Below are 26,620 nucleotides of genomic sequence, written 5' to 3'. Positions count from 1 at the left end.
TATGATTAGAACTCGTGGTCAGCTGTATCTGGGCTAAGGCTATCAATACCTACAATACCCGCAGCACGTTCTATTGAACCTGTTTGAGCAACAAGTGCAATAATCGTCTCATTCACAAGTTGGTTGCCTTGTGGGTTGCTTGAGGCGATCAGTTGGTCAAAGTACTGGTTGTCTTTTTCTGCAGAAGTGACAAGTTTGCCTACTTGAGCGCGAGCCAAATCCAACTGCTTTTGAATCTCTTTCGCTGCGCTCTTATCTTTTTGCTCTACAAGGTTAGCAATGCTTGGACCATCAACTAACGTGCCGTCAGCACGCACATAGGTACCGGTGTAGACGTTGTAGATCCCCTGCTCGTTATAGTAGTGAGAGTTGTGAGTGTTATCAGAGAAACAATCATGCTCATCTTCTGTTGAGTTTGCCTCTAGTGCCACTTTCATACGCTCACCTGCCAGTTCACCCAGCGATAGCGAGCCCATACCAAACAGCATTTTACGTAGACCATTGTCGGCTTTGTCAGCAAGAAGCTCTGTACGGTAGTTCTCTTTCTCTGATGCAGACCATTGCTTTTCCATCCACTGAAGATCTTGAATCAAAAGAACAGAAGCCGCTTTTAGGTACTCAGCACGACGCTCACAATTACCATTTGTACAACCTTCACCTACAACGTAATCCGTGTAAGGACGCTCTCCGGCACCTGCATTAGTGCCGTTCAGGTCTTGACCCCACAAAAGAAACTCAATGGCGTGGTAGCCAGACGCCACGTTAGCCTCTGAGCCACCGACTTCGTTTAGATCTGCAATAGCTTGAGGAGTAATACTCGCAACATCTAATGTAGTTGCACCAATCTTAAGAGTTTTGTTAGCAACAATGTTCGCCTGTGCGCCTTCATTGCCAAGTTCGTACTGATAGTCACTACTTACGTAGTCGATAAGTCCCTCATCAAGAGGCCAAGCATTGAGTTGACCTTCCCAATCATCAACAATCGAGTTTCCAAAGCGGAACACTTCTGTTTGCTGATACGGAACGCGTGAAGCAAGCCAAGCTTGTTTCACATCAGCAAGGCCTTTTTCCGATGGAGAAGCTAAAAATGTGTTAATTGATGTGTCTAACTCTTGCGCTGTAATACGCGCATCAGTAAACACAGCATGAGCAAGATCGGCGTAATGCTCGACAACTTGATCTTTAGTGACTGCTGAAAAAGCAGAGGTAGACGTGATAAGAAACGAGGCGGCAATTGCGCCCTTCACTGCGGTTGTTACATTCATGAAAGCATCCTTGTTGAGCTTAATTCTTATTATTTAGTGCGAATAGTTATCATTAACACTATCAACCGCGATAATACCTAGTTACAATTTATTTTCAACAGTGAATACAAAAAAACCTCACATGTGTGAGGTTTTTATTCAAAATGTTAACAAGCTACCCTAGAGCTCGAGATGATGCTTACCGTGTGAGACTTTGGCCTTTAGGTAGCTTTCATTACCATCTTTCACGTGAGCACTGGTGTTAACGACATCTTCGATATTAATACCATGCTCGCGCAGCTCGCGGATTTTCTTGGGATTATTGGTAACTAAGCGAATTGAGTAAATGTCTAATGCTTTGAGCATTTGAGCCGCTTCGGTGAAATCACGTAAATCATCACCAAATCCAAGATGGTTGTTCGCTTCGTATGTGTTCATGCCTTCAGACTGAAGCTTGTAGGCATCTAGCTTGTTGTACAAACCAATACCACGCCCCTCTTGGCGCAAGTATAAGATGATGCCACCTTCACGCCCCATCTTTTGGATGGTCTCTTCGAGCTGTTCACCACAGTCACAACGAGACGAGTGGAATACATCCCCCGTCAAACACTCAGAGTGCATTCGCACTAAAGGTAGCGCTTGGTCTTTGTCTGCTGCTTTAAAGATAATAGCAACGTGTTCTTTGTCGGTCTCTAAGCCGCGAAAAGAGAGCATTTCCGCGTCGATGTCGCTTTTTGCACCGACTTTTAATTCTATTCTGGCACGTACTTCCGCCATCGTATTTCCTACTAGATTTTCTGAGGCTATCAGTGAGCTTATCTCAGCCATAGTCTGTTTCTCCAATATGGGAACTATGGGGGCTAATACCGCACTTTTCAACAATAAGATCACCAAGGAAAATGTTATATTATAACAATTGGTGCTTTTGTAAAATGAAAAAAGCCCCGAGTGAATCACTCAGGGCTTAGAATTTGTTGGAGTTAATACGCTGATTAAGCTTGCTTTTGCTTCCATACTGCTAGCTGAACCCAAACGTTTTCCAGCTCTGCCAATTCTTCTTTCGTTAGCAAAGACATAGTTTTCGAGGTACTCGATGCGCTAGCACCATTTGAAGATTGAAGGTGCGCGTAAAAGTCTTTTTTTAATTGGCTGATCACTGCTTCCACTGCTGTTCCACCTTACGTTTAAGACACTCCGATGCTTAGGCATCATACCATTCTGATCAGATCGTACAGCTTTTTTACCAATCTCTGGAACTGCAATCACATTTTGCCTACGTTTTTCATAGTTTTTTCTAAAATTTAACCTTGCCCGGACGATAGCGCTATTTTTGTGCTGAACTTTTTTGATGCCACTGTACAATAACGGCACACCAACTAATAAAGTAAAAGCAATGTTGAAAATCATCAGTAACCAAGACTTCGACACGTTTTCTGAAAACGCGAAACAAGCACCGCGCAAGCGCAGCCATCACAACCTACACGAACAATTGGACGCGGGTGTGCAGCGCCTGTTCATTTCAACTGAGCCAGAAACTTACATGCGCCCTCACCGCCACCGTGAAGAGCACAAATGGGAGCTGTTTTTGGTACTTAAAGGTCAACTTGATCTACTTATTTTCGATGACGAAGGCAACGTAGTTCAGCGTCACAGCCTATCACCAGAAACCAACCGCGCTATCGAAATTCCACCAGGTACATGGCACGGTTATGCATGCATGGAGTCTGGTACTGTCGGTCTAGAAATCAAAGAAGGGGCTTACATCCCAACGCCTCAAGAAGATTTCGCGCCTTGGTCTCCTGCAGAAGGTGAAGACGGCGCTAATGAGTACCGCGACTGGATGAGAACAGCGCTACCAGCGTAACCTTCACAGGTAACCTGATCACTTCGCTGGTTAAATGTCCTCCGTCAGCCATGTTTTTGCTGGTAACATCGACCATAATGTTGATAATACTCGCTCCCTAACGCTGACTGAGGATACCTCGTGACCACTCCGGCATTTTCCACACTAAATCTACCTACTGAATTACTGAGCACTTTGGATAGCCTTGGCTACGCTAAAATGACACCGATTCAAGCAGACTCACTACCAAAAATCCTCGATGGTAAAGACATCATCGGTCAAGGAAAAACCGGTTCAGGTAAAACGGCGGCATTCTCACTTGGCCTACTTGCCAACCTCAACGTAAAGCGTTTTCGTGTGCAATCATTGGTGCTTTGCCCAACGCGTGAACTTGCTGACCAGGTTGCAAAAGAAATCCGTACCCTAGCTCGTGGTATCCACAACATCAAAGTGCTAACGCTATGTGGCGGAATGCCAATGGGGCCGCAAATTGGCTCTCTGGAGCACGGCGCTCATATTCTCGTCGGTACACCAGGTCGTATCCTTGATCACCTTGAAAAAGGTCGTATCAACCTTGAAGAGCTCAATACATTGGTGTTGGATGAAGCCGATCGCATGCTGGAAATGGGCTTTAAAGACGCACTCGATGCCATCATCGGTGAAGCGCCAAGCAATCGTCAAACGCTACTATTCAGTGCAACCTTCCCAGAGCAGATTCAAACCATTGCATCAACGGTAATGAAGCAGCCTGAGGTTGTGAAGGTAGAGAGCAAACACGATCATTCAAGCATCAAGCAGTTCTTCTATCAAACTGATACCACAGAAGAGCGTGACAACGCGTTAGAAACTCTATTACTAACACACCAACCAGAGTCTGCGGTTGTGTTCTGTAACACTAAGAAAGAAGTGCAGAATGTGGCGGATGAGCTTCACCATCGCGGCTTTAGCGTCATTGATATTCATGGTGACCTAGAACAACGTGACCGCGACCAAGCACTGGTTCAGTTTGCTAACAAGAGTGTTTCTATCCTTGTCGCAACCGATGTTGCTGCACGTGGCCTTGATGTCGACAACCTTGACGCTGTATTCAACTACGAGCTATCACGTGACCCTGAAGTGCATGTGCACCGTATCGGTCGTACTGGTCGTGCGGGAAACAAAGGCTTGGCATTTAGCTTCTACAGTGAGAAAGAGTTTTATCGTGTAGCACGCATCGATGAGTACTTAGATTTGCCTATTGAGCCAAGCACGCTACCACCAGCATCATCAAACCGCCCTTATCAGGCAACGATGACCACAATTCAGATTCTAGGTGGCAAAAAGCAGAAGCTACGTCCTGGGGATATTCTAGGTGCGTTGACGGGCGACAAGACTCTATCAGGCAACCAGATCGGTAAGATCAATATGTTCCCTATGAACGCTTACGTTGCGGTAGAAACATCCATTGCGAAGAAAGCGCTGGGTAAAATCACTAACGGCAAGATGAAGGGGCGTAACTTCCGCGCTCGTATCATTAAAGCGTGACGTTAATAGAGGCCGAGCTCTATAGCGTCAATACTTTATAGAGGCTCGGCTTTATAGAGACCCAGCTTTATAGAGATAGAGCGATGGATGAAAATGGACAGCCTTGCTTGCAACGTCCGCATCCATCGCACTTGCTTTCACTTACGGTGGGTAAACTCAAGTCTTCCAGTTCTATGGCGTCTTGAGGACATGCTTCCTGACACAAATAACAATCGCCAAACAGTGCGTTTTGACAGCTTTCTAAAAAGCTTGGTCGCAAGCCGTTATCCATTACACTTCCGTGCAATGCGCCTGTTGGACAGCTTTTACCGCACTCTTCACACTGACTGCAATACCCATAGTCCAGCGTTAGCTGCGCCAACCCACCTTGGATAGAAATAACCTGTTCAGGGCAAACCTTTTGACATTCACCACAGCCGTCGCAGATTTGCTGAAACAGTACCTCGTCAATCGCTTTTGGCGGTCTTGGTAGCACTCTAACTACCTTTTCAGCATTCAACTTTGACGCAAGAGAGTCATCAGTCTCCGTCGGATTACGAGTCGCGCCATTTGTCAGAGCGCGAAACAAACCACGGCGGCTTATCGTCTTGTGCTCCATATAGGCTTTTACGTATTGCTCATCACGACTCATAATATTCTCACCATAGATGGGTGTATTTTTTAACGATACAGCTTCACAGCATTAGGCGTAATGTCGAGCACATCCTGTACCACTTCACACCATAGAGAAACCAAGCCTGCCAACTGTTTGTAGCTTTGGGTTTGGGCATGCTGTTGTACCAATTCAAAGTAGCGGTAACACCACGTTAGCAAGTGCTCGGTCAGTAACGTTTTAACCGTTTCGACATCTTGTTGTTGCTCAATAAGTTGGCTAACCGCAAACAACATCAAACCAATCTGGTCTTCTGGCTCGCGCATGCCTGTATCAAGCTCAATGCCGTACTCACGCAAGAACTGGCGATAGGCAACGGTACTGTCACCAAAAATCACTTCTTCTTTGTCGGTATACACAGAGCCCCAAGGCGGTGCCAACATCACCTCTCCGCCTTCAAACAGCAAGAAGAAGTCTTGATTTAGTGCTTCTGGCAATTCTGTTAGCGCTGTTTTACACCAGGCTTGAATATCGCTGTTCTCCAGCGCTTCATCTTCCGAAAGAGCTTTAATCAAAGTTTGGTTGTTGCTATCAGTAAGCGGGAAGTACAAAAGTGAGCCAAACACCTTGGCCATGGTCTGAAGGCTTTGAAGATCAATAACGTCTGATTGTGACATGAACTGAGATTACCAAGTTATTCTAAACAATAAAGTTGAGTGTAATAGAGGGTAGGCACAAGCGCCTACCCTCTTCACTCATTACATGCCAGCGGTCATGTGAAGACCGAAGAACACGCTGCGACCAATGAGCTCTGCAACCATAACCATTGCAAAACCCACCACCGCGATTGGCATTGAGCGCGATTCAGAGCGCATTGCCCAAACCCAAGCAGCAATACCAGCAAATACCAACACAAAACGTAGGTTCTGAATTTCTGCCATGTTTGGCACAAGCTCAGCGGCTGATACGATTGCTGAATGGATACTAGGTAGTGAACCCATCATAGATATCGTCGTCATCACAAGCGCTAGGCCTGCAACAGATGCAACAATCGCCGTGATCTTACCAAGCTTAGGACACTCTAGTTTCGCGCCACGCATCAGAATAAGTGACAGCATCACGCCGCACACCACTGCCGTTAGTGCGAAGGATTGACCGGTAAACGGCGTATCCCAAGTTGGTACAGTATCAATGATGTATACGTTGGTCATTGCGTACATAAACACAACACCAATCAACATTGCCACGACCAACAAGCCTTTGCGAATCGCTTCGCTGCCCTTGTCGATAACAGACAACAACCAATAGATGCCTCCCAAGCCAAAGAACATTGAACCAAACAAAATCTCGCGCGAAAGCCACGAGGTACCCACTTGATTCAACGCGTTAATGGCACGCATTGGGCTACCCAAGTGCATAGTCGAAGCCATAAAGCCTAGCCCCATAAACACCCAGATAAAGAACATGTTACGAGTAATGCCCGTTTTCACGTGCGCATCTGCTTTGCCAAACAGTGTGATTAGACCCATCACGATAAATGCACCCACCGCGGTTTGTGCAAATACAGTGAAGAAAATCAAAGGCCATTCATGCCATCCCATCTTAGACCTCCTTAGGGTTTGCTAGGTGACCAGTCGTGTCATTAGTTGGACGCGCATGACGGTTTGGCTTGATCACAATATTAGGTTTCGTCAGTGACGAAGACGGAAGCGGTGCCACATCAGCATTAGTACCGTATTTGGCACGAAGCTCAGCAATCGGGCCAAACTCCAACGCTCGCAGCGGGCATGAACCGACACAGATCGGCTCGAAACCCTCTGCCACGCGCTCAAAACAGCCATCACATTTGGTCATGTGACCTTTTTCTTTGCTGTATTGTGGCGCACCGTAAGGGCACGCATTGGCACAGTGTTTACAGCCAATACATACCTTTTCATCTACGATGACAAAGCCATCTTCACGTTTGTGCATCGCACCAGACGGACACACTTTTGCACACGCTGGCTCATCACAATGGTTACATGCGATAGAGGTGTAGTAGGCGAACACATCCTGACGGTAGGTACCGTTCTCTTCTACCCAGTTACCACCAGCGTATTCATACACTCGGCGAAAACTGCGGTCGACACCCAAATCTTTAAAGTCTTTGCAAGACAACTGACAGGTTTTACAGCCAGTGCACTTACTCGAGTCGATATAAAAACCGTATTGTTTCATGAGTTAGTCCTTACGCCTTCTTAACCAGTTGAACTTCGACAAGGTTGGTGTGTTGCGGGTTGCCCTTCGCCAATGGACTTGGCTTTTGAGACGTCAACACGTTGATTGAACCATTGTGGTCCACCTTATTGCCATCTGGTGCGTACCAAGCGCCCTCGCCCAATGCCACAACACCAGGCATCATTCGAGGCGTCACTTTCGCATTGATGCAAACTTCACCACGGTCGTTATAGATCTTGATGCGATCGCCATTCTTGATTCCACGACGCTCTGCATCCATTGGGTTGATCCACATCTCTTGCTGAGCCGCTTGCTTAAGCACATCAACGTTGCCGTAAGTTGAGTGACAGCGAGCTTTAAAGTGGAAACCGGTCAATTGAAGCGGGTACTTGTTACGTAGAGGCGAGTCCCAGCCTTCAGAAGTACTCACATAAATCGGTAGCGGGTGAATCACATCACCTTCTGGCAGTTCCCACTCCGCTGCTAGTCTTGCTAGTTCTTCAGAATAAATCTCAACCTTGCCAGACGGAGTCGTCAGTGGATTGTTCTCTGGATCTTCACGGAATGCTTGGTAAGCCACATAGTGTCCATTCGGGTCACTGCGCTTAACGATGCCTTGCTTGCGAACCGTTTCAAAATCCGGAAGTGTTGAGTCTAGCTTCAAGGTTTCAGCATACAGATGACGCAGCCAACCTTCTTGATCGCGACCTTCGGTAAACTCTTTACCTACACCCATACGCTCAGCAAGATCCGAACAGATTTGGTAGATGCTGCGTGCTTCGAACTGAGGCTCAATCGCTTTGTCTGCAAAGATGAAGTAAGGCATGTTCGCCGCTTTACCATCCATACAGAAATCCGCCTGCTCTGACGTGGTCAGGTCTGGTAGGATGATGTCCGCATATTTAGCCGAAGACGTCATATGGTTGTCAATCACCACAATCATCTCACACGCTTTGTCATCTTGTAGGATGTCGTGGGTACGGTTGATATCAGAGTGCTGGTTGATGATGCAGTTACCTGCGTAGTTCCAGATGAACTTAATTGGCACATCAAGCTTATCTTTACCGCGCACCCCGTCGCGAGTTGCCGTCATTTCTGGGCCACGCACGATCGCATCTGTCCAAAGGAACATAGAGATAGACGTTTGAATAGGGTTTTCAAGGGTCGGGAAACGAACAAACGGAATGTTGTAATCCGACTCACGAGCGCCAGAGCCGCCACCATGAATACCTAAATTGCCCGTTAACAGCGCCAACATAGCGATAGCACGAGAGGCAATCTCACCGTTTTGAGTACGTTGCAGACCCCAACCTTGATAGATGGCACACGGTTTGGTTGAACCGATTTCGCGAGCCGTCTGAATAATGATATCGACAGGAATACCGGTAATCGGTGCAGCCCATTCAGGCGTCTTCTCGATGCCATCTTCACCAAGGCCAAGAATGTATGACTTGTAGTCACTGTTGGCTGGTGCCGACGCTGGCAGGGTCTTCTCGTCGTAGCCGACGCAGTATTTGTCTAGGAACGCTTGGTCAACCAAGTCTTCTTTGATCATCACGTGCGCCATCGCAGCAATAAATGCCGCATCCGTACCTGGTTTAATTGGGATCCACTGATCTTCGTGGCCAGCTGCTGTATCGTTGTAACGCGGATCAATCATGATCATGCGCGCGTTCGATTTCGCTTTGCTCTCAATTAAGTGGTGGATCAAACCGCCGCCAGACATGCGCGTTTCAGCCGGGTTATTACCAAACTGAACAATCAGCTTACTATTTTCTGTATCTGAGAAGGAGTTACCATTCGCCCAACCACCGTAGGTGTAGCTCAAACCTTTAGCAATCTGTGCTGTCGAATAGTCACCATAGTGGTTCAAATAACCGCCGGTTAGATTCATCAAACGAGCAATCAAAGACTTACCTGGAGGCCAAGACTTAGTAACCGTGCCGCCGAGCGTACCCGTACCATAGTTCAAGTAGATCGCTTCATTGCCGTATTCTTTTTTGATGTGATCTAGGCTATTGACGATCTCCGTGTATGCTTCATCCCAAGAGATGCGCTTAAACTTACCTTCACCGCGCTCACCAATGCGTTTCATTGGGTATTTCAGGCGATCCGGATTGTAGACACGGCGACGCATTGAACGACCACGTAAACACGCGCGCACTTGCACATCTTTGTTCACGTAATCATCGGTACCGGTGTTATCGGCGTCGACCCATTTGATCTCGCCATCGACTACGTGCATGCGCAGTGGGCATCGGCTACCACAGTTAACTGTACAAGCGCTCCAAACAACCTTTTCATCACTTGGTGCTGATTGGGTTTCTGCGTGTGCAGATTTGAAGGGGAGAGAGATGGCACTGGTCGCTGCCGCGAGACCACCGATGGCCGACGAGGATTTAATGAACCCTCGACGCGTCAACGACGGCGTCAGTAATTGCTTCAGTTTATTATTCATATAGACATGCTCAGTCATAGTTATGCATCATCACAAGCATGTTACAAACGAAAAAACTGGAAACAATTGACGAAAATCAACTCTACTACTTAATAGGTAATTTCYGACAAAAACTTTTCATTTGGTAGAATATTTTTAGAACAGACGTTTATAAAAACAAATAAATTATAACATTTACGTTTAACCACAGAATATATTGATAATTATTCTAGATATGTAATACGAACAAATCGTATTACATATCCATCTATCTCCCCTAAACAGAGCTAAATTTCAGCAATAAATAACTGTGTTATCAGAGGGTGCGCAGTGGCTCCTGTGAGCAGCACTATGTCGACATTAGGCAGTGGCGGCATATTATCTATAATGACCACATCCTTGTTGACGCTCAGTTGCCCCATCGCCCCGACGCCAAGCCCTGCAGAGACCAACGACCGTTGGGCGGATGCCGTATTGCAGCATGCGATGAGTTGATGGCTAACACTGCGTTTCGCCAAAATATCAATAGCAGCAGCATGGTATTTACAGTCGGTTTGAAACAGCACCAAAGGCAGCGGCCTTTGAGAGACATTAAAATCCTCAGCAGCAATCCACACTCCGCGATCGGACTCAAGCCAATAACCCTCTTCACTGTCTGGTGCTCTTGTCACTATCGCTGCGTCGATTTTCCCTTCATCGAGCCACTCTCTTAGAACGACACTGGGTTGAGAGTAAACTTGAACTGAACAAGTCGGCTCCGTTTGAGTGATGGCACTGATCACTTTTGGAAGAATGGTTTCATTGTAATCTTCGGGGCAGCCGAGCCTCAGTGAGGTTTTATTTTGATACTTCTGAACTTGATGCAACGCTTTATCATGCAGCGCCAAGATTTGCTCCGCATGTGCTTTTAGCGCTAGCCCTGCTTCTGTGAGCATCATATTACGCCCCTGACGCTCAAACAGTGGCGTCCCCGCTTCACTTTCTAACTTCTTCATCTGGGCGCTAAACGCAGACTGCGTTCGATTGATCTGTTTCGCCGCCCGAGTGAAACTGCCCGTTTCCGAAAACGTCAAATAGCTGCGTAGCGCTTCAATATCCATAACCCTCTCCACCCATCGATTCCATTGATGGCACTCATTAAAACTATGCGTTAGTCACCCATCAAACCATTGATTATGATGAAAATCAAACCAAGAAAGGAGGCGACATGAAACTGTATATTGCAAACCAAAACTACTCGAGTTGGTCACTACGAGCCTGGCTTATCTTTGCTCAAAACAATATAAACGTGGAAGTGGAAAAGCTCACTCTATTCACTCCCGAGTTTTATCAAACACTTGCCGAAGTAACACCAACAGCCAAAGTGCCTACCCTAGTCGACTCCGACATTACCACTTGGGATTCACTCGCCATCATGGAATATGTCAACGAGCGATATCTTGATGGTCGCTGCTGGCCAGGGTCTATCATAGAGCGCGCCAAAGCACGTGCCGTAGTCAGTGAAATGCACTCAGGTTTTATGGCGCTTCGTAATGAGCTACCAATGAACTGCCGCGCTCGTCGCAAGGTTGAATTAAGCCAAGCGGCCCGTGCGGATATCAAACGAATCGATGATTTATGGTCAGAGCAAATGAGCCAGTATCGAGAACAATGGCTATTTGGCGACTGGTCCATTGCTGACGCTATGTATGCTCCCGTCGCACTCAGATTTAGAACCTATGGTATTGAGCTATCTGAACCTGCAAAGCACTATCAAGAAAAAGTCCTCTCCAGTGGCGCCATTTTGCGATGGCTTGCAGAGGCAAGCTCTGAGACGGACATCGTGATAGAAGATGAAGCTGGCGAAGAAGTCTGCGCCTAGCGCTTAACATCAACTACAATAAAGCCATGGTAAAACAGGTAAATACTACTTAAAGGAACCTCTTCATGGCTGGCGCAAGTTTACTGACTCTGATTGACGATATTGCCGTACTGATGGACGATGTGGCGGTCATGTCCAAAGTTGCGGTTAAGAAGACCGCTGGTGTGCTCGGTGACGATCTAGCGGTGAACGCAGAGCAAGTCAGCGGCGTCTCTACCGAGCGAGAGCTGCCGGTAGTGTGGGCAGTAGCAAAGGGCTCCCTGCTTAATAAAGTCATTTTAGTCCCCGCTGCACTTTTGATTAGCTTGGTTGCCCCTTGGCTAATAACACCCCTTCTTACTCTTGGTGGCGCCTTTCTCTGCTATGAAGGCTTTGAAAAGGTGCACCATTGGTGGAGCCATCGCGGCGAAACGTCAACAGCAACCAGTAATCATCCAGCTCTAGCCATGAGCGAAGAAGAACTCGCCGATTACGAAAAACAAAAGGTGAAAGGCGCCGTTCGCACCGACTTTATTCTCTCTGCTGAAATTGTGGTCATTGCGCTGGGTACTATGATGGCGCAGTCCCTTACCATGCAAGCGATAGGCTTAAGTGTGGTAGCGGTATTAGTCACCGCAGGTGTTTACGGTTTGGTAGCGATCATCGTCAAACTTGATGATGCAGGGCTATGGCTTATCAATAACAACCCCAACAAGAGTTCGATAAAACAAAAGCTTGGCATGGGTCTGCTACAGTTTGCTCCGTGGTTAATGAAAGCGCTGGGTATTGTTGGCACTATCGCCATGTTCCTAGTTGGCGGTGGTATTATCGCCCACGCCCTGCCCTGGCTGGAACACTTAAGCGCCGCTCAAGCGGACACATTTAATCATATTCCTAGCCTAGATCTATTCTGGGAGAGCATCGGCGCGAGTATGATTCATCTCGCAAGCGGTGCCGTTCTCGGCGCAGTGTGCTTTGCCCTTCACCAAGGTTTTGTGGCATTCAAAAACAAATAAACGACACACTCTTTATGGGAATGTGCCGTTACTAAGTTGCCAGCCCAAAGTTGGACTATCAATATGGTGCTTGAATTAGCCTTTCAGCTCAGACAGCTGATCAGAGAACCAAATCTTGCGCTGGAAACGCGGGTTTTTAGAAGACATGTCGATCTTATATGGATTTTCTTCTTCCAAACGCTGCGGAATATCTAAGATTTTGCTTAGCTCCTGCGCCAAGTACTTCTCAATCTTCAGTACCACCATCTTCTTACGCAGGCGACCTTGTTCGTCACGGTTAAGAATGGTCGGCATGGTATTCAGCGTCAGAATCTCGCCCAATGCAGGGTGCGACATACGCTCACGACCTTCGGTGCTCGCGTAGAAGTGAGAGACGGTAAACACCATGTTCTCAGGTTTAAGCTGCTGCAGGAACTGGCACGATTTCACCACGGTTGACCCAGTACGAACCATGTCGTCGAAGAGTACGATGCTCGACTTTTCCAAACCTTCGAACGTGTCTTCACTCTCTTTGTGTAGAGTGATTTCAACTTTACGTTCAGCGGTGCGCTCTTTATCCAACATGATGAATTTGGCTTTGCTCAAACCAATTCGGTTGTACATCTCTTTAACGAAATCACGTGCCCCCTTGTCTGGCGCACAAAGTACCAAACCTTCGCCATCTGGGCCGTAGTTCAACATATTAGAATTGAGCAGGTAATGCGCGTAAATCTGATAAGGAATGAGATTATAGAAGCGGCCACCAAACACATCGCCAAACATCTTTTGCACTGAGTCTGAGTGATTGTGTACCGTCACTACATCATCAACGCCAGACAGCTTCAACAACTGCGCATAAAGCTGTGCGGTAAACGGCTGACCATCAAACTTCTTGATATCCGACACAGAACGTTCACCGCCCGTATCACCAAGCTCCGGACGCGCACCACGATCTTGCGCAGAAAAGAACAGGTCTGGCTCCACCAGCACCACACGACTCGCACCGTTTTCTTTGGCAGCACGCGCAATAATAAAGTTGTGCATCGCTAGCTCTTGACGACTGGTCACAAGATTCCCAGTGCTGACGATAACGACCGTCTTACCTTCTAAGCTATTGCCGATATTGTCCATGTCATCTTCATCGGAGATAAAGCGCGGGCAAAATTCGGTATTCATGAAGTGCTTCATACTGATGACATCAGAGATGTCCTCATGCTGCCCCATCGCATAAGCGACATCAATGGCAAACGGGTTATCGGAAGAGTTACTGACAATCACTATATCGCTAGATAGTGCGTTTTGGCTGCTCATGGCAATCCTTATTGATTCGGAAAGTGAGTGGGTTGTGATTAGGGTATTCTAGCGGGAAAGGGAGCAAAACGGCAGGGGGAAAGGGTAATTAATGGTAAGTGCGAGTTGGAATGCTAAGTGACCTTTGTACAAAGCACTCTTACTTCGATTGCTGTGAACTAACTTAAGCATCCGTCGCCCTTACTCACGTGCGGATCTTTCAAAGCGAATAATCGGTCTCTAAGTGAACCAATGACAGTCATACTACGAGAGACTCTTTCATTCATAGCTATACCTTTGCAACTACCGCTAAAGGCTTCGTCATTCCGCACTTGATGCGGAATCTGCTCAACGCGCACACCAGGTGTTTAAGGAGTTCTTTGTACGACAGAATCGCTTGGTGATCACACATGCCTTACAGGGTATCTAGCTCTTTTTTGGACAATTCTGAGTTACGCTCTTCGGAGCACTCTCTCTTTTCGGATTAGTTCGCGGTATGGAAAGGTGCTTAACTTGGTATCCAATCTATATGATGCAGATATATTGAATAGCGGTCATGCCTCCACTCATTAATAACAAGCTAGTGATATCAAAAATTGCAATTACCCAGCCAATGTGTTGTGAAATCGAAGCATTATCTTCATCCTTTGATATCAGTGTATTGATAACAAGTGTACCCGAACCAAAAGTCGTTATAGGCGGCGTTAATCTTGCGAGAACTAGAACAGTGATCAAGTTAACTATCAATTGAAAAGTCAGCTTGCTGTTCGGTATGTCATCCTAAGCATGAACGAGGTCGATAATATGTAAAGTTACTATGCTGGGTTAAATGAACAACATATCAATGACACTTAACCACTAATAATTACATACCTTTCATAACGTTACACATGTTTCACTCTCGAACTCTGTTGCTACATAACGAGCTGATTATACTAGCAATCCTTACTAACAACGGAAAGTAAAATGAAACTAACTAAACCAACGATCAGTCTATTCTTAGCGGCTTCCTTATACGGTTGTGGTGGGGGTAACAATGAAACACCACCTTCAACTAAAACAATTAAAGTCATCGATGGCTACTTACAGTCGGCTACAGTATGTATAGACACAAGTTTTGATGGCGAATGTAACAAAGTGCTGGGTAAAACTAATGCAAATGGCGAAATCAGCATTGCCCAAAATCATCTTGATTACCCATTAATCGCTACCGTGACTGCGGGTATGAGCCAAGATAAAGACCGCGTTGGTTATAGCACACACTCATACTCTATGACTGCACCAGCGGGGTCTGAATACATTACGCCTTTTACTACTTTAGCGCTTCAAAACAATATGGAGGTACCTGACGTTGCCCTTGCACTAAACCTTGAGCCTTCTGTAGTTGCAGGAGACTATATTGCCTTAAAAGAATCAGAGATGAATCAAGAGGCTTATCGCTCACACGCTGCTGCGCGTGGCGTTGCTTTAGAGCTAACAGAAGACCTTGGCTCTGTAGACTACACAACTCTTGAACTCGCACAACATCTAACAGCGGCAATAGACGAATTCCGTGATTCAATCCAAAAACCACAAGAATTGGATAAAGTAGACTTTGTTGTGCGTGGGGATATTATCGAACGAGAAACAGTAATTTCTGATTTACAAGATCATTTAATCGGTGAGCCAGGGTCAACATTTTGGTACGAGGGTTCGCTTCATAATCCACAACAAAATCAGACTGGTATTATGACATCGTATTTCAATGAGACCGAAGTTTGCGACATTACTTGGGGGGATGACGAATTCTGTGACCCTTATAAAGTAGAGCAAAACCGAATGGAGATTTTTAATGGCGACTTCGGTTCACACTCTGCAGAATACTTGTATTTGACGAACGAGTTAAGTCTATTAGTTTATCCCGATTTGAATTGGGGTGACTTAAGTGCACCCAAAATTATTAACTTTTACACCACAACTGATATTACGGATTATGACAACCGCCTCAGCTTTGATGCAGATGAGCTTACTGGACGCACGTTTACCCGTTTGCTCGATGTTGCTAGAGATGAAACAGACTCTGACGTTAGGCTGTCGCACTATACTTTCATTAACTTCAATAGAGAGGAGAACATCGGTTTGGTTGAAGTTGATGGTATATCACACTCTTGGAAACTCGAACAGACTTCCCCACAGCGTTTAACACTAGTCATTCTAAACGATGATAATGTGGTTTATCACTTCAGCAAAGTAGTCGACAATCCATCACTGTTTATAGTGGTAGACGATGAAGTTCGTGATACTAATTTCTCTGTTTTCATCCAAGATGAACAGTTAGCGCAAAACCTGCTGAAACATTGGGAACAAGCATAATTACCCAAACCTAACAGCCTTTAGGTCATATCTACCGTCCGCACTATGTGCGGACGGTAGAGTTTTCGACACTGGCGGATGAGAAAAAGTAGACCGTTTCACTCTTCCACTTATGCTATTGATAGATTTAACTAAAACATAAAGGGGCAGAGATGATTTACGAAACAACTTGTTTCGCAATTGTGCAAGACCCTCTTGCATAATTGAACACTAGAGTTTGTCCAACATCCTGTTGACCAAATTAGTCTTACGAAGACCTACTGCTATCTCAACATGTTTTTGGGAAGTACCTAAGGCTGATTTGTGCAACAAGCTGTTGCACAATTGGATCAGGCGGAAGTTGTTGCATAATCTGCAACAACTGAACGATTTCACAACTCAGGCAACTGTTGCAAATTTGGCAACTGTTCAACTGCGAGGAATACTTGTGGATTGGAAAGCAACTGAGAAGAGATCCTTCCTAGTTGCCAAAACGGAATGGGGCATAAATGCGTTACGGAAAAGCGAGCATTAGCAACAGATCAATACCTACTGGTGTAACAACGTCGGTCAACTCAGCTTTCAAGGTTAAAAGGCGAGTCAATACCCGCTGCGGTTAGATTCCTGCCTGCGCAGGAATGACGCTAACTAAACGTGGGGGATAGTATCTAGTCCGAAGGTAGATAAACACGCCCCTCACTTCCACCCCTGCAACCAACTCTCCCTATCCTTCAACTCACACCAATCCATCTCTATCACTCGCTTCGACATAATCGCCTCTAACTGACAACCAATCACAATGCCCTCTTCATCGCGCTCTACTTCAACCACAATGAAGTGCTTCTCTTTCTGTTTCGGTGTCACTGCTGTCCACTTGCTGTTCAGTAACTTGTTGGGATTAAACTTATTTATTGTCGAATTCATGCTTATCAATACCCATTGTGAATCTCTTCTCTTTCAACGTAGCCCCTGACAATTCGATCATTCTTTGAGAACCATTTATCTCCATCACTAACCGTTTATCTCCAAAAATCACCATTTGTCGCATCACGAAGCGATGCCCTGTCCGACTCAGTAAATTGAACACACACCAATCGAAAAGTATCGCAAGGAGTCGATATGATTACGTTCCATCAACTACATAAACGCTACATCATGGGTGCAAATCATGTAGAAGCGCTCAAACACATTTCTGGCACGATTCAGACTGGCGAGATCGTTGCCTTGTGTGGGCCGTCGGGGTCAGGGAAAAGTACTCTGCTCAATATCTTAGGGCTACTCGACACTGATTATGATGGTGAGATTTCTTTCGCAGGTAACACCATGAGCAAAGACGGCAAGGCATTAACCCGTTTCCGCCGTGAAAATATTGGCTTCGTGTTCCAGCGCTTTAACCTAATTCCAGTAATGACGGCTCTCGAAAATGTCGCCTATCCGCTCATGCTCAACAAAACCTCTTATCAAGAGCGTATGCAAATTGCCGAGCAATGGCTGGAGCGTGTGGGACTTGGAGAGGTCAAACACCATCGTCCCGACCACCTTTCCGGCGGCCAGCAGCAACGTGTTGCCATCGCTAGAGCTTTGATTCACAGCCCGCAATTGGTCATAGCCGATGAGCCAACCGCCAGCTTAGACAGCAAATCTGCAGGGCAAATCGTTGAGTTAATGAAACAGCTTAGTCATGAGCAAGGCACGACTTTCATCGTCGCCACGCATGACAGTCGTATGTCCAGCCGCTGTGACCGCACCATTGAACTGGTCGACGGCACGCTTTCTTCCATGCCACAACATCAGCCGATTGTGCTAAGTAAGGAGATCGCATGATTTCATCACAACTACAGGGCTTTAAAGCCGCGAGCCTATATCTGGTTAGAAACAAGCGCCGCACACTGTTGTCATTGATCATCGTTGCAATTGCCATCTTTGCGCTCACTGCCGCTGCCGGTTTTGGGTTGTTTACCTATCAATCACTCGAGCGCTCCACAGCGAATGATGTTGGCCACATCACCTTAAGCCAGCCTGGCTACTTTGAGCGTGAAGAAGAGATGCCACTGCAAAATGGTATCGCTCAGTATCAAACGCTTAACGGACTACTTAGCCAAACGCTCGAAACTAAGGGCATTCAACCTAGGATCTATTTCTCTGGTTTGATTTCCAATGGTCGAAAATCCTCTATTTTTGTCGGCAATGGTGTTGAGCCCAGTGAGTTTGTTCTGCGTGAAGATTTCATCGGTTTGCAAACCGGCAGCGCACTTACCGAGTCCAGCGAAGACGGCATTATGATTGCCAATGAACTGGCCAATAACCTGTCCGTTCGCGTTGGGGACTGGGTAACGTTGCTTGCCACGACAACCGATGGTGTGCTCAATGCGATGGATTTCCAAGTTGTGGGCACCTACAGCACTGGCGTTCCTGAACTTGATAAACGCCAGATTCATGTTCGCCTATCGAGTGCACAGTCACTACTCGCCAGTGACAAAGTCAGCGCCGTATCTATCTACCTAGACGACACCAAACTGACAGACTCCGCCTCAATGGCAGTGACAAAAGCACTCAACAGCGATCCTGCATTTTCAAACTTGCAACTCACCCCATGGTACGAGCGCGCGTTTTTCTACAACAAGGTTCGCGGCCTTTACAACGGCATCTTTGGTGTCCTCGGTATCGTGCTTGGTCTAGTGGTATTTGTGGCGCTGTTTAACACTATGTCGATGACCGTTTCTGAACGTACCCGCGAAATTGGCGCTTTGTCGGCGATGGGCAGTTACCCACGAGAAATCATCGCGATGTTTGTCCGTGAGTCGATACTCATCGGAATAATTGGCAGCGTTGCGGGCGCCCTGTTTGCCTGGTTCACAACCCTGTTCCTTCAAGTTGCCAACATTCAAATGCCACCTCCACCTGGACGAAGCGAAGGCTATCCACTGGAGCTGGTGTTCTCACTGAACGTTGCTACCTCCGCAGGCATCGCTGTCATCATCATCTGCGTGTTTGCCGCCTTTATTTCCGCACGCAAAGGCACCAAACGACCTATTACGGAGGCACTTGCTTATGTTTAATTGGATTCGAAAACAGCCGCTATTAATAGCATCACTAGTCACAATCTGCGCCAGCTGGCAAGCGCAAGCAATCACTATATCTAAAGATACCAGCGCTGCTGAGATACTTTCGATCGCCGATGACTACCGCCTAGAGGACGCCGCTTCTAAAGTTGTCACCCAAGTAGCGTTGTATCAAGATGGCGAGCTGGATAAGACTCGCCAGTATGAAGTGTATCTGAGGCCAGAACGCGAATCTTTGGTGCTGTTTAAGTCCAAAGTCGAGCAAGGTCAAAAGATGTTGATGCTTGGTGATAATTACTGGTTAGTCATGCCGAAAAGTCGCAGGCCAATCCGCATCACACCGATGCAAAAGCTGTTGGGTGATGCGTCGGTGGGCGATGTCTCCACCCTTACTTGGAGTCAAGATTACACGGGTGAAATCATCTCAGAGCAAAGTGACATTATCGGTGCTGATTCAGAGCCTACGCTGCAGCTATCTCTAAAGGCAAAAACAGCGGGTGCAAGTTATCAGTCCATTGACCTTTGGGTCGAAAAGCAAAGCGGTTTTCCAGTGCGTGCCGACCTCTACCTCACTTCTGGCAAACTGGCCAAAAAGGCGCTGTTTGAATCTGGAGAGCGGGAAGGCCAAAGACGCGTAGTCACTATGGTCTTACTCGACCAAATCCAAACCGACAAAAAGACGGTCATCGACTATCAACAGGTTACGCCGCACCAGCTCGCCGATAAGTACTACAACCCGGCGTACCTATCTAAAAACAAGCGAGTTGAGCTATGAAAACCCAAGTTAGCTCAGCTGCACCCAATCGTATTGCTTGGGTGCCTGCGGCGCTGGTTCTTCTTTTAAACGCAAACATAGCAAACGCAACAGAGTCTTCGTGGGATGAACTCGATATTGAAAGCGACTATCAAGTGAACTTACAGTCCATTGGTGGCGGCGACAGTGCATTCTTGCCAGATCAAAGCGATCGCAGCCACGAGCAAGTGAATGCCCTACTCGATATCAATGCGCAGTTTCATTCGGTTAGCGCCAATGTGGCTCTGCTTAGCACATCTCTTTATGACAATGCGCCCAACGGCCATAACCAACGCCAATTCGATGCGGTCATCTCTACGCTGACTTACGAGACCAGCGTAACGCTCGGTGAATCGGAATGGGACTTTCTCATAGGCAAGGCACGTATCGATTGGGGAGTTGGTTATGGCTACCGAGTGCTGGACATTTTTACCCCCTATCGCCGAAATCCAGTAGGAATACAGATAGAAGAAGGTGCGGGCACACTGGCGCTGTCTCACTATGGATTGGAGTCGGAATGGACGCTCATCGCTACCGACTCAAGCTGGAGCCAACTCGACACCTCAGAGTATGGCCGCGCTATCGAACAACAAGGACTGGGTGGCAAATACTACCGCTTACTTGGCGACCTTGAGCTGCAAATGATTGGCTATTACGACAATGTTCGTCAGGGACTGCTTGGGGGGAGTCTGGTTAATGTATTCAACCAAGCATGGTCAGCACACGCATCGGTTTCTTATTCGCGCCGTTATCAAGGCTATGACATCACACCCAATCAACCAGCGAGACTCACCGAGAAAAACAATGCCAACCAAGTATTAGTGGGAAGCACATGGTCGCACGAATCCGGCCTGAGTGTGATTGGTGAGTATTGGTATGACTCGCGAGCTTGGAGTCAATCTGAATGGGATAGCGCGTTTCAATATGCCAGCATCAATGACCCGAAACTTAACCCCATCTCTCAATCATATGCCCTTGGCTACAGCCAGCAAAACATCGTACAGCACAACGTCATGCTGCACGGCCGGCTTGACCCTATTTTCTGGCGTCAGTGGCAATGGAGTAAAGACAGCGACCTACTACGCAGCATGCACCCGCGACTGGATATCATGTTAGCGCCTGAGGATGGCGGCATTATCGCTACTCAGTGGCTCGATTTTGATGTGGTTGATACAGGAGACACCCGTTTTAACCTGGAACTTGCCGCTCGATTCGTGACCGGGGCAACGAATAGCGTGTATGCAAATTTACCTGATACCTATAACATACTAATTAATCTAAAAGGACGTTTCTAATGATGACTATTCCAATGGCAGAGAATGGCTGGGCTCGCTCATTATTGCTCACAACCCTGTTCTGCGCATTAATCGCGGTGATCACCGCTTCCATTTGGTCTGCACCTTATTACGAAAACCTGATGATAAGCTTAGGCTATGGTTACAGCGCCGTGTTCATGTCTTGGGCGCTTGCTCGTTTTGTGCCGACACTGAATCAGCAGCGCACTCTATCACTCGCCATTACTCTATCAGTAGCTGTCGCGCTCGGTACGGTAAATGCTTATTTTTGGGTGAGTAAATATCCGGGATTCGATGTTTGGAACGGCATAAAACCGATCTTTTTCCTTGGCATTATATTTACCTCAATCTGCTTCTACTTTTTTCATGCTCAAGAGCAGAAAATGAGACTGCAACAAGCTCTAGAGCAAAGCAAACGCAACCAAATTGAACAAGAAAAAGCCTTAGTCGAATCAGAGCTTAAGCAATTGCAAAGTCAAATCGAGCCACACTTTCTGTTCAATACCTTAGCTAATGTTGGTGTGCTCGTTGATGCCAATCCCGAGCAGGCCAAAGTAATGCTCGATAAGCTGACCACACTTCTTCGCGCCAGCATGACAGGCCACCGCAGTAGTCATGTCAGCATCACCTCGGAAATAAAACTATTGGAAGCCTATCTCGCTATCCAAGAAACGCGTTTAGGTGACAGACTAACGGCAACGTTTGATGTTTCAGATGAAGCCAGCCATCTGATGATCCCGCCATATCTACTGCAACCTCTAGTAGAGAATGCTATCAAGCATGGTATTGAGCCTAGTGTCAAAGGAGGCAATATTGCCATTGAGGCACAAAATAAAGGCAATCAATGCGTAATAAAGGTCGTTGATAACGGATTAGGCCTCTCAGCCAACAGCGACAATGCAGGCCACGGTATTGGGATCAAGAATGCTAAATCACGGCTCAATGCCATGTATCAAGGCCGCGCCACGCTGACCATCACGGAAAACGCACAGGGTGGTGTAACCGCCACTATTACTTTACCGCTCGACGTTCAATAATGTTGGATGAACTATGATAAAAGCACTGATTGCTGACGACGAACCGCTGCTCCGATTCCACCTAGACAAACTGCTCGCAGAGGCTTGGCCTGAGCTCGAAGTCGTTGCGAAATGTGAAAACGGCGAACAAGCGCTTTCCGCCATCGAAAAGGAATACATCGATGTCGCGTTTTTGGATATTCAAATGCCGGGAAAAACCGGACTGGATGTGGCGCGCGAGGTCGCTAAACGTTCTTCAAACAGCGATAAACCAGCGCCGCTGATCATCTTTATCACCGCGTTTGATCACTATGCTGTCAGTGCTTTTGAAGCCAATGCTATTGACTACTTACTCAAGCCCATTGATGAAACAAGGCTTATTGATGCATGTGAAAAAGCTAAGTCGCGCTTGTCTTCACATAGCGCAGCCCCAGAGCTTAGCTCGCTCATGGCCAATTTGGAAAAGCTGTCCCTGAATGCAACACCACAGTTCTCAAAGTGGCTTAAAGCCAGTAAGCAGGATGAGATTCATCTGGTGTCGGTCGACGATATCGCCTACTTAAAAGCCGAAGATAAGTACGTGACCTTAATCACCGATGACAAGCGGGAATATGTGCTGCGTAGCAGCATCAAAGAGCTATCAAACCAGCTTGACCCAGACTGTTTTTGGCAAATTCACCGCTCAACGATGATCAATCTTCATAAGCTCGAGAAGGTGAAAAAAGACCTCACCGGAAAAATGAACGCTTATGTGGCTGGAAGCAAACTTCCTGTCAGCCGTGCTTTGCAACACCTTTTCAAGTAGCTGCCTCATTCTTGCCAATCAGCGAAGTAATTCACTAAAAAATCAATCGCCATTCTTGCTCTTACGGGCAAAAATCGGCGATTCTGATAAACAATCCAGCTGCTCGAACCTTTGCCCCAATAGGGCTCTAGAACGGGCGTTAATTTGCCGGTAGATAATGCATCCCCAAAACTGCTTCGAGGCAAATAGGCGATACCCAGCCCCTCTTCACACGCTTGCAGTAATGCGTTTGAGTTGTTGCTTCTCCAACGACCGCTGACTCGAATAGCGCTCATGGGAGTACCTTCTTTCTCAAACTGCCAATGGTCATTATTGGCAATTATGCAGCTATGCTGGGCAAGTTGATTGGGGTGCGTTGGCTCACCGTATTGTGACAAGTACTGCGGACTTGCGGCGGCGGCCATCGGTCTGTCCACCAGCTTTCTTGCCACTAACCCAGAGTCATTCAAACGGCCGTAGCGAATCGCAAAATCAACGCCATCTTCGATGAAGTTCACCATACGGGTATTAAAGTCCATCTCAACCGTGAGTTCTGGATATTGCTTAGCAAACACCATAAGAGCAGGCGCGACATGATTTTCTGCAAATGCACCAGCGGCGCTAACGCGCAACGTGCCACTAAGCTCAATATGTTGAGAAGATAAACGCTCGTTTGCTTGCTGTAAGCCAATGACCAGCTCTTTACATTGCTGGTAATACACCTGTCCGGCATCGGTCAAACTGACCATTCGGGTCGAGCGCGCCAGCAAAGCCACTCCTACCCGCTGTTCCAATCTCGATACTTGGCGACTTACATGGCTAGTGCTGCAACCAAGCTGCTTGGCCGCAGCCGAGAAACCGTGACTTTCCGCAACAGCAACGAACTCATTGATCCCTTCAAAGCTCTCCATAATGACCTCGGCAATGCCTATCTTTGCTATTTAGCAATAATGTTTTTCCTAATTCGCCAATTATCACCCATCTGATTTGCAATTAATATTAATTCGTACAATAAAAAGCCCGTCTGCTCAAAAGGAATGAATCATGAAAAAAGTACTGATCCCAGTGACCAATCACGCAACGCTAGGTGAAACCGAACAAGCCAACGGTACCTACGCGCCAGAATTAACCCATGCGCTCAGTGAAATCCTAGCCGCGGGGTTCGAGTATGACATTGCCTCAATCAAAGGTGGTCAAGCGCCGCTATATGGCACAGATATCGAAGGTGATAGCGTCAATGCCGAACTGCTGGCAAACGATGACTTCCAAAACCGCATTAACAACACGATTCCAGTCTCGCAAGTCAACGTAGAAGACTACGACGCTATTTTCTATCCAGGTGGTTTTGGTTTGCTGTCTGATCTCGCTACAGACGAGTCTTTCGCAGCAATTGCAGCGAAACACTATGAAAGTGGTGGCATTGTGTCTGCGGTATGTCACGGTCCAGGTGCCCTACTGCCAATCACACTGAGCAATGGTGAAAAGCTGTTGGCCTCTAAGTCAGTGACAGGTTTTACTCGTGAAGAAGAAGTCGACTTTGGTACTATCGATGCTATTCCATTCTTGCTAGAAGAGTCTCTTGCACGTACTGCCAGTCGCTACACTAAAGTGCAGCCTTGGCAAGAATTGGTCATCGTTGATGATCGCGTGATCACTGGCCAAAACCCAACAAGCGCCCACGCCGTGGGTAAAGCACTAGTTGAAAACCTCAGCGAATAAGGTGCGCTACATAAAGCAATAAACAACCAGCCCCAAAAGTACCCATGCGTACTAGGGGCTTATTTTTAAGATGCACTAAAGACTTGGGTGTCAGGATAAAAGGCATACCAAGCGAACCAAAATAGCAAAGTTGAGGCTAAGGTCTGTCTGTCTTTGTCGGTTATCCAAGCTGACTGGTTATGACTATCCCAGTGAATGGTATAAGTGTGATTACTAAGCAAATACTCAAAACTCATCTTGTCTTGCTTTTCTAACTCGCTGAATGGAAAAGCAACGGCACTATCACCGAGCAGCACACCCAACACCATTTCTTTTTGGTGGTATTGACTTGGCGCTTGATTCGCCACGGGAAAATAGAGATTAGGATGCTCAGCATAACCGGCATAAGGATCGCGCTCGTAGTCACGCCGATATCCTGTTTCCGTCGACAGTACCTTAGTATCAGGGTAACGTTGCAGCCAACTTGACCAACGAGACAGAGACATTGGGATTTGTTTAAGTTTGCTGCCAACCAGCGCCCCTGCAACTGCTTCACCATGGATTTGTGACCAAAGCGACTCGGTTTCACGGTCATACATCAGCACGTCCGAGCTATACAACAGACCCGACACACCAAACTCTAGCTCAGGCTTTTCATTCCCTTGTGGCTTGCTACTAAACGCCATTCCACTGCCGCAAAGTGGGCAGTAGCTCACTAGAACTCGCTCTCCGCCCACAGTATCATTGACGATCTCATGCCAGTTCAGAATATTCAGCGGGTAGGCTTTCGCCTCGCCATTAATCATCAAACCCAGCACCACATCACGTGGCTTTACGCTTTTTGCGGTCTTGCCTAATTCAAACTTCGGATCAGTAAGCGCAGGAATACCATCCCGAGGCGGTCCTCCACTTTGAATCAAATTCAGAGGTACGGTGGCGTTGTTTAACTCAAAGCCATTAAGGGATTTCGCAAGTCCAAAGGAAGGGGCAAGCAGAAAGAAAACAAATGAAAGTACAGGAAGAATAGAACGCATGTGGCTCTCCTCACAGCAGCAGATAAATAATCAGACCGCCAGTGAGGAGAATCGCTTTCAGAAATCAGCCGTTAGTCTGCTGAAACGCTTTTACAAACTCATCATAGCGCGCACGGTTCACACCTGCATCGCTGTATCCGGTGCGAGACTGAGAGCGGTAGTGCATTACGCCGTTGTCAGCGTCAAAATACAGCTCTACATCATCATGAAAGCGCATCAAAGGCGTGGTAAACACTGCATGAACGTAGTCGCCATTGTCCGTAACAACTTCATTGCGACCCAAGGTTTTAAGCGCTGCCAATGCGCGAGATTTTGCTGTCGCTAAGTCGTCAAACGCGATAGGTGGCACCTGCTTTTCTGGAATCTTGGTCTGTGAAGAAACCGCATTTGGAGTAGAAGGCATTCTAGCTAGCTGACCATCATCCACACCTAGATATGACGGCATGCTATTATTTTTGTAAAACATGTAGCCGATAAGAACGAGTATCAGAGTGGTGAAAATTTTGCTGATCATGAAGAGTCCTTTTGCTGTTGGCGGAAAGAGTATCCTCGCGCCATTTTTCCAATTAATTGAATAAATTACCCATAATAGTCCATCCTGGTCAAACCAGATCACTTACTGCTT

The 26,620-nt window shown here is 46.9% G+C and carries 27 protein-coding genes; 12 read left to right on the top strand and 15 right to left on the bottom strand.

Annotation, left to right across the window (positions count from 1 at the left end; translation table 11 throughout):
* Window positions 1–5: 5 nt before the first annotated feature.
* The 3 genes from L4C42_RS01190 to L4C42_RS01180 all read right to left on the bottom strand — a co-directional run bounded on the left by L4C42_RS01190 (window position 6) and on the right by L4C42_RS01180 (window position 2,410).
* Window positions 6–1,265 (bottom strand): imelysin family protein, encoded by a 1,260-nt coding sequence (locus L4C42_RS01190; protein ID WP_353498429.1) that lies wholly within the window; start codon window positions 1,263–1,265, stop codon window positions 6–8.
* Between the two features lie 159 nt (window positions 1,266–1,424).
* Complete coding sequence (locus L4C42_RS01185) at window positions 1,425–2,021, bottom strand: GTP cyclohydrolase II (RefSeq protein ID WP_353498676.1); 597 nt, start codon at window positions 2,019–2,021, stop codon at window positions 1,425–1,427.
* Window positions 2,022–2,236: 215 nt separating this feature from the next.
* Window positions 2,237–2,410 carry a hypothetical protein gene (locus L4C42_RS01180; protein ID WP_042498055.1) on the bottom strand — a complete coding sequence of 58 codons (174 nt, stop codon included), beginning with the start codon at window positions 2,408–2,410 and terminating at the stop codon, window positions 2,237–2,239.
* Window positions 2,411–2,592: 182 nt separating this feature from the next.
* Here L4C42_RS01180 and L4C42_RS01175 point away from each other — a divergent pair, with 182 nt between their 5' ends.
* Together L4C42_RS01175 and dbpA are read left to right on the top strand one after the other, a co-directional pair.
* Entirely contained in the window at window positions 2,593–3,108 is a 516-nt protein-coding gene (locus L4C42_RS01175) for a WbuC family cupin fold metalloprotein (protein ID WP_353498428.1), read from the top strand.
* Between the two features lie 120 nt (window positions 3,109–3,228).
* Window positions 3,229–4,611: an ATP-dependent RNA helicase DbpA gene (dbpA, locus tag L4C42_RS01170; RefSeq protein WP_353498427.1), complete on the top strand. Its 1,383-nt coding sequence runs from the start codon at window positions 3,229–3,231 to the stop codon at window positions 4,609–4,611.
* Between the two features lie 67 nt (window positions 4,612–4,678).
* Here dbpA and L4C42_RS01165 read toward each other — a convergent pair whose 3' ends face one another.
* The 6 genes from L4C42_RS01165 to L4C42_RS01140 all read right to left on the bottom strand — a co-directional run bounded on the left by L4C42_RS01165 (window position 4,679) and on the right by L4C42_RS01140 (window position 10,957).
* Window positions 4,679–5,242: a 4Fe-4S binding protein gene (locus L4C42_RS01165; RefSeq protein ID WP_353498426.1), complete on the bottom strand. Its 564-nt coding sequence runs from the start codon at window positions 5,240–5,242 to the stop codon at window positions 4,679–4,681.
* Window positions 5,243–5,271: 29 nt separating this feature from the next.
* Window positions 5,272–5,880, bottom strand: a complete 609-nt coding sequence (locus tag L4C42_RS01160) for a TorD/DmsD family molecular chaperone (RefSeq protein WP_353498425.1) — start codon at window positions 5,878–5,880, stop codon at window positions 5,272–5,274.
* An 81-nt stretch (window positions 5,881–5,961) separates the two neighbouring features.
* Window positions 5,962–6,804 (bottom strand): DmsC/YnfH family molybdoenzyme membrane anchor subunit, encoded by an 843-nt coding sequence (locus tag L4C42_RS01155; protein WP_353498424.1) that lies wholly within the window; start codon window positions 6,802–6,804, stop codon window positions 5,962–5,964.
* Between the two features lies 1 nt (window position 6,805).
* On the bottom strand, window positions 6,806–7,420 hold the full coding sequence (locus L4C42_RS01150) for a DMSO/selenate family reductase complex B subunit (RefSeq protein WP_042477459.1): 615 nt from the start codon (window positions 7,418–7,420) through the stop codon (window positions 6,806–6,808).
* A gap of 10 nt (window positions 7,421–7,430) precedes the next feature.
* Complete coding sequence (locus L4C42_RS01145; protein ID WP_353498423.1) at window positions 7,431–9,878, bottom strand: DmsA/YnfE/YnfF family dimethyl sulfoxide reductase; 2,448 nt, start codon at window positions 9,876–9,878, stop codon at window positions 7,431–7,433.
* 266 nt (window positions 9,879–10,144) lie between these two features.
* Entirely contained in the window at window positions 10,145–10,957 is an 813-nt protein-coding gene (locus L4C42_RS01140; protein WP_353498422.1) for a LysR family transcriptional regulator, read from the bottom strand.
* Window positions 10,958–11,064: 107 nt separating this feature from the next.
* Between L4C42_RS01140 and L4C42_RS01135 the strand changes: the two genes are divergently transcribed.
* Both L4C42_RS01135 and L4C42_RS01130 read left to right on the top strand, forming a co-directional pair.
* Window positions 11,065–11,718 carry a glutathione S-transferase family protein gene (locus tag L4C42_RS01135; protein WP_353498421.1) on the top strand — a complete coding sequence of 218 codons (654 nt, stop codon included), beginning with the start codon at window positions 11,065–11,067 and terminating at the stop codon, window positions 11,716–11,718.
* A gap of 65 nt (window positions 11,719–11,783) precedes the next feature.
* Window positions 11,784–12,713 carry a DUF808 domain-containing protein gene (locus tag L4C42_RS01130; protein ID WP_353498420.1) on the top strand — a complete coding sequence of 310 codons (930 nt, stop codon included), beginning with the start codon at window positions 11,784–11,786 and terminating at the stop codon, window positions 12,711–12,713.
* 75 nt (window positions 12,714–12,788) lie between these two features.
* On the opposite strand, the gene L4C42_RS01125 is transcribed toward L4C42_RS01130, so the two are convergent.
* Entirely contained in the window at window positions 12,789–14,003 is a 1,215-nt protein-coding gene (locus L4C42_RS01125) for a phosphoribosyltransferase family protein (protein WP_353498419.1), read from the bottom strand.
* Window positions 14,004–14,507: 504 nt separating this feature from the next.
* Entirely contained in the window at window positions 14,508–14,729 is a 222-nt protein-coding gene (locus L4C42_RS01120; protein WP_353498418.1) for a BCCT family transporter, read from the bottom strand.
* A gap of 219 nt (window positions 14,730–14,948) precedes the next feature.
* On the opposite strand from L4C42_RS01120, the gene L4C42_RS01115 reads away from it, so the two are divergent.
* The gene (locus tag L4C42_RS01115; protein WP_429758982.1) at window positions 14,949–16,334 is read left to right on the top strand and encodes a hypothetical protein; all 1,386 of its coding nucleotides are present in this window, start codon (window positions 14,949–14,951) and stop codon (window positions 16,332–16,334) included.
* Window positions 16,335–17,009: 675 nt separating this feature from the next.
* Here L4C42_RS01115 and L4C42_RS01110 read toward each other — a convergent pair.
* Window positions 17,010–17,237 carry a TIGR02450 family Trp-rich protein gene (locus L4C42_RS01110; protein ID WP_418641559.1) on the bottom strand — a complete coding sequence of 76 codons (228 nt, stop codon included), beginning with the start codon at window positions 17,235–17,237 and terminating at the stop codon, window positions 17,010–17,012.
* A 195-nt stretch (window positions 17,238–17,432) separates the two neighbouring features.
* On the opposite strand from L4C42_RS01110, the gene L4C42_RS01105 reads away from it, so the two are divergent.
* The 6 genes from L4C42_RS01105 to L4C42_RS01080 are packed head-to-tail and all read left to right on the top strand — an operon-like array spanning window position 17,433 to window position 23,284.
* Window positions 17,433–18,137, top strand: coding sequence for an ABC transporter ATP-binding protein (locus L4C42_RS01105; RefSeq protein ID WP_353498416.1), 705 nt, complete (start codon window positions 17,433–17,435; stop codon window positions 18,135–18,137).
* On the top strand, window positions 18,134–19,372 hold the full coding sequence (locus L4C42_RS01100; RefSeq protein WP_353498415.1) for an ABC transporter permease: 1,239 nt from the start codon (window positions 18,134–18,136) through the stop codon (window positions 19,370–19,372). The genes L4C42_RS01105 and L4C42_RS01100 overlap by 4 nt, the downstream gene beginning before the upstream one ends.
* Window positions 19,365–20,150 carry an outer membrane lipoprotein-sorting protein gene (locus L4C42_RS01095; RefSeq protein WP_353498414.1) on the top strand — a complete coding sequence of 262 codons (786 nt, stop codon included), beginning with the start codon at window positions 19,365–19,367 and terminating at the stop codon, window positions 20,148–20,150. Before L4C42_RS01100 ends, L4C42_RS01095 begins: the two co-directional genes overlap by 8 nt.
* Window positions 20,147–21,463, top strand: a complete 1,317-nt coding sequence (locus tag L4C42_RS01090; protein WP_429758979.1) for a hypothetical protein — start codon at window positions 20,147–20,149, stop codon at window positions 21,461–21,463. Before L4C42_RS01095 ends, L4C42_RS01090 begins: the two co-directional genes overlap by 4 nt.
* Window positions 21,463–22,500, top strand: a complete 1,038-nt coding sequence (locus L4C42_RS01085) for a sensor histidine kinase (protein ID WP_429758977.1) — start codon at window positions 21,463–21,465, stop codon at window positions 22,498–22,500. The genes L4C42_RS01090 and L4C42_RS01085 overlap by 1 nt, the downstream gene beginning before the upstream one ends.
* A 13-nt stretch (window positions 22,501–22,513) precedes the next feature.
* Window positions 22,514–23,284, top strand: coding sequence for a LytR/AlgR family response regulator transcription factor (locus tag L4C42_RS01080; RefSeq protein WP_353498411.1), 771 nt, complete (start codon window positions 22,514–22,516; stop codon window positions 23,282–23,284).
* A gap of 5 nt (window positions 23,285–23,289) precedes the next feature.
* Here L4C42_RS01080 and L4C42_RS01075 read toward each other — a convergent pair whose 3' ends face one another.
* Window positions 23,290–24,174: a LysR family transcriptional regulator gene (locus L4C42_RS01075; protein WP_353498410.1), complete on the bottom strand. Its 885-nt coding sequence runs from the start codon at window positions 24,172–24,174 to the stop codon at window positions 23,290–23,292.
* 133 nt (window positions 24,175–24,307) lie between these two features.
* On the opposite strand from L4C42_RS01075, the gene L4C42_RS01070 reads away from it, so the two are divergent.
* Complete coding sequence (locus L4C42_RS01070) at window positions 24,308–24,982, top strand: type 1 glutamine amidotransferase domain-containing protein (protein WP_353498409.1); 675 nt, start codon at window positions 24,308–24,310, stop codon at window positions 24,980–24,982.
* A 65-nt stretch (window positions 24,983–25,047) separates the two neighbouring features.
* Here the strand turns inward: L4C42_RS01070 and L4C42_RS01065 are convergent, their stop codons facing one another.
* Together L4C42_RS01065 and L4C42_RS01060 are read right to left on the bottom strand one after the other, a co-directional pair.
* Window positions 25,048–25,995 (bottom strand): DUF3179 domain-containing protein, encoded by a 948-nt coding sequence (locus L4C42_RS01065; RefSeq protein WP_429758974.1) that lies wholly within the window; start codon window positions 25,993–25,995, stop codon window positions 25,048–25,050.
* A 64-nt stretch (window positions 25,996–26,059) separates the two neighbouring features.
* Window positions 26,060–26,509 (bottom strand): DUF1499 domain-containing protein, encoded by a 450-nt coding sequence (locus L4C42_RS01060; protein WP_353498407.1) that lies wholly within the window; start codon window positions 26,507–26,509, stop codon window positions 26,060–26,062.
* Window positions 26,510–26,620 lie beyond the last annotated feature (111 nt).

The sequence above is a fragment of the Vibrio wakamikoensis genome (assembly GCF_050337275.1).
Classification (GTDB): Bacteria; Pseudomonadota; Gammaproteobacteria; order Enterobacterales; family Vibrionaceae; genus Vibrio; species Vibrio chaetopteri.
This window is presented reverse-complemented; position numbering and strand designations above follow the sequence as displayed.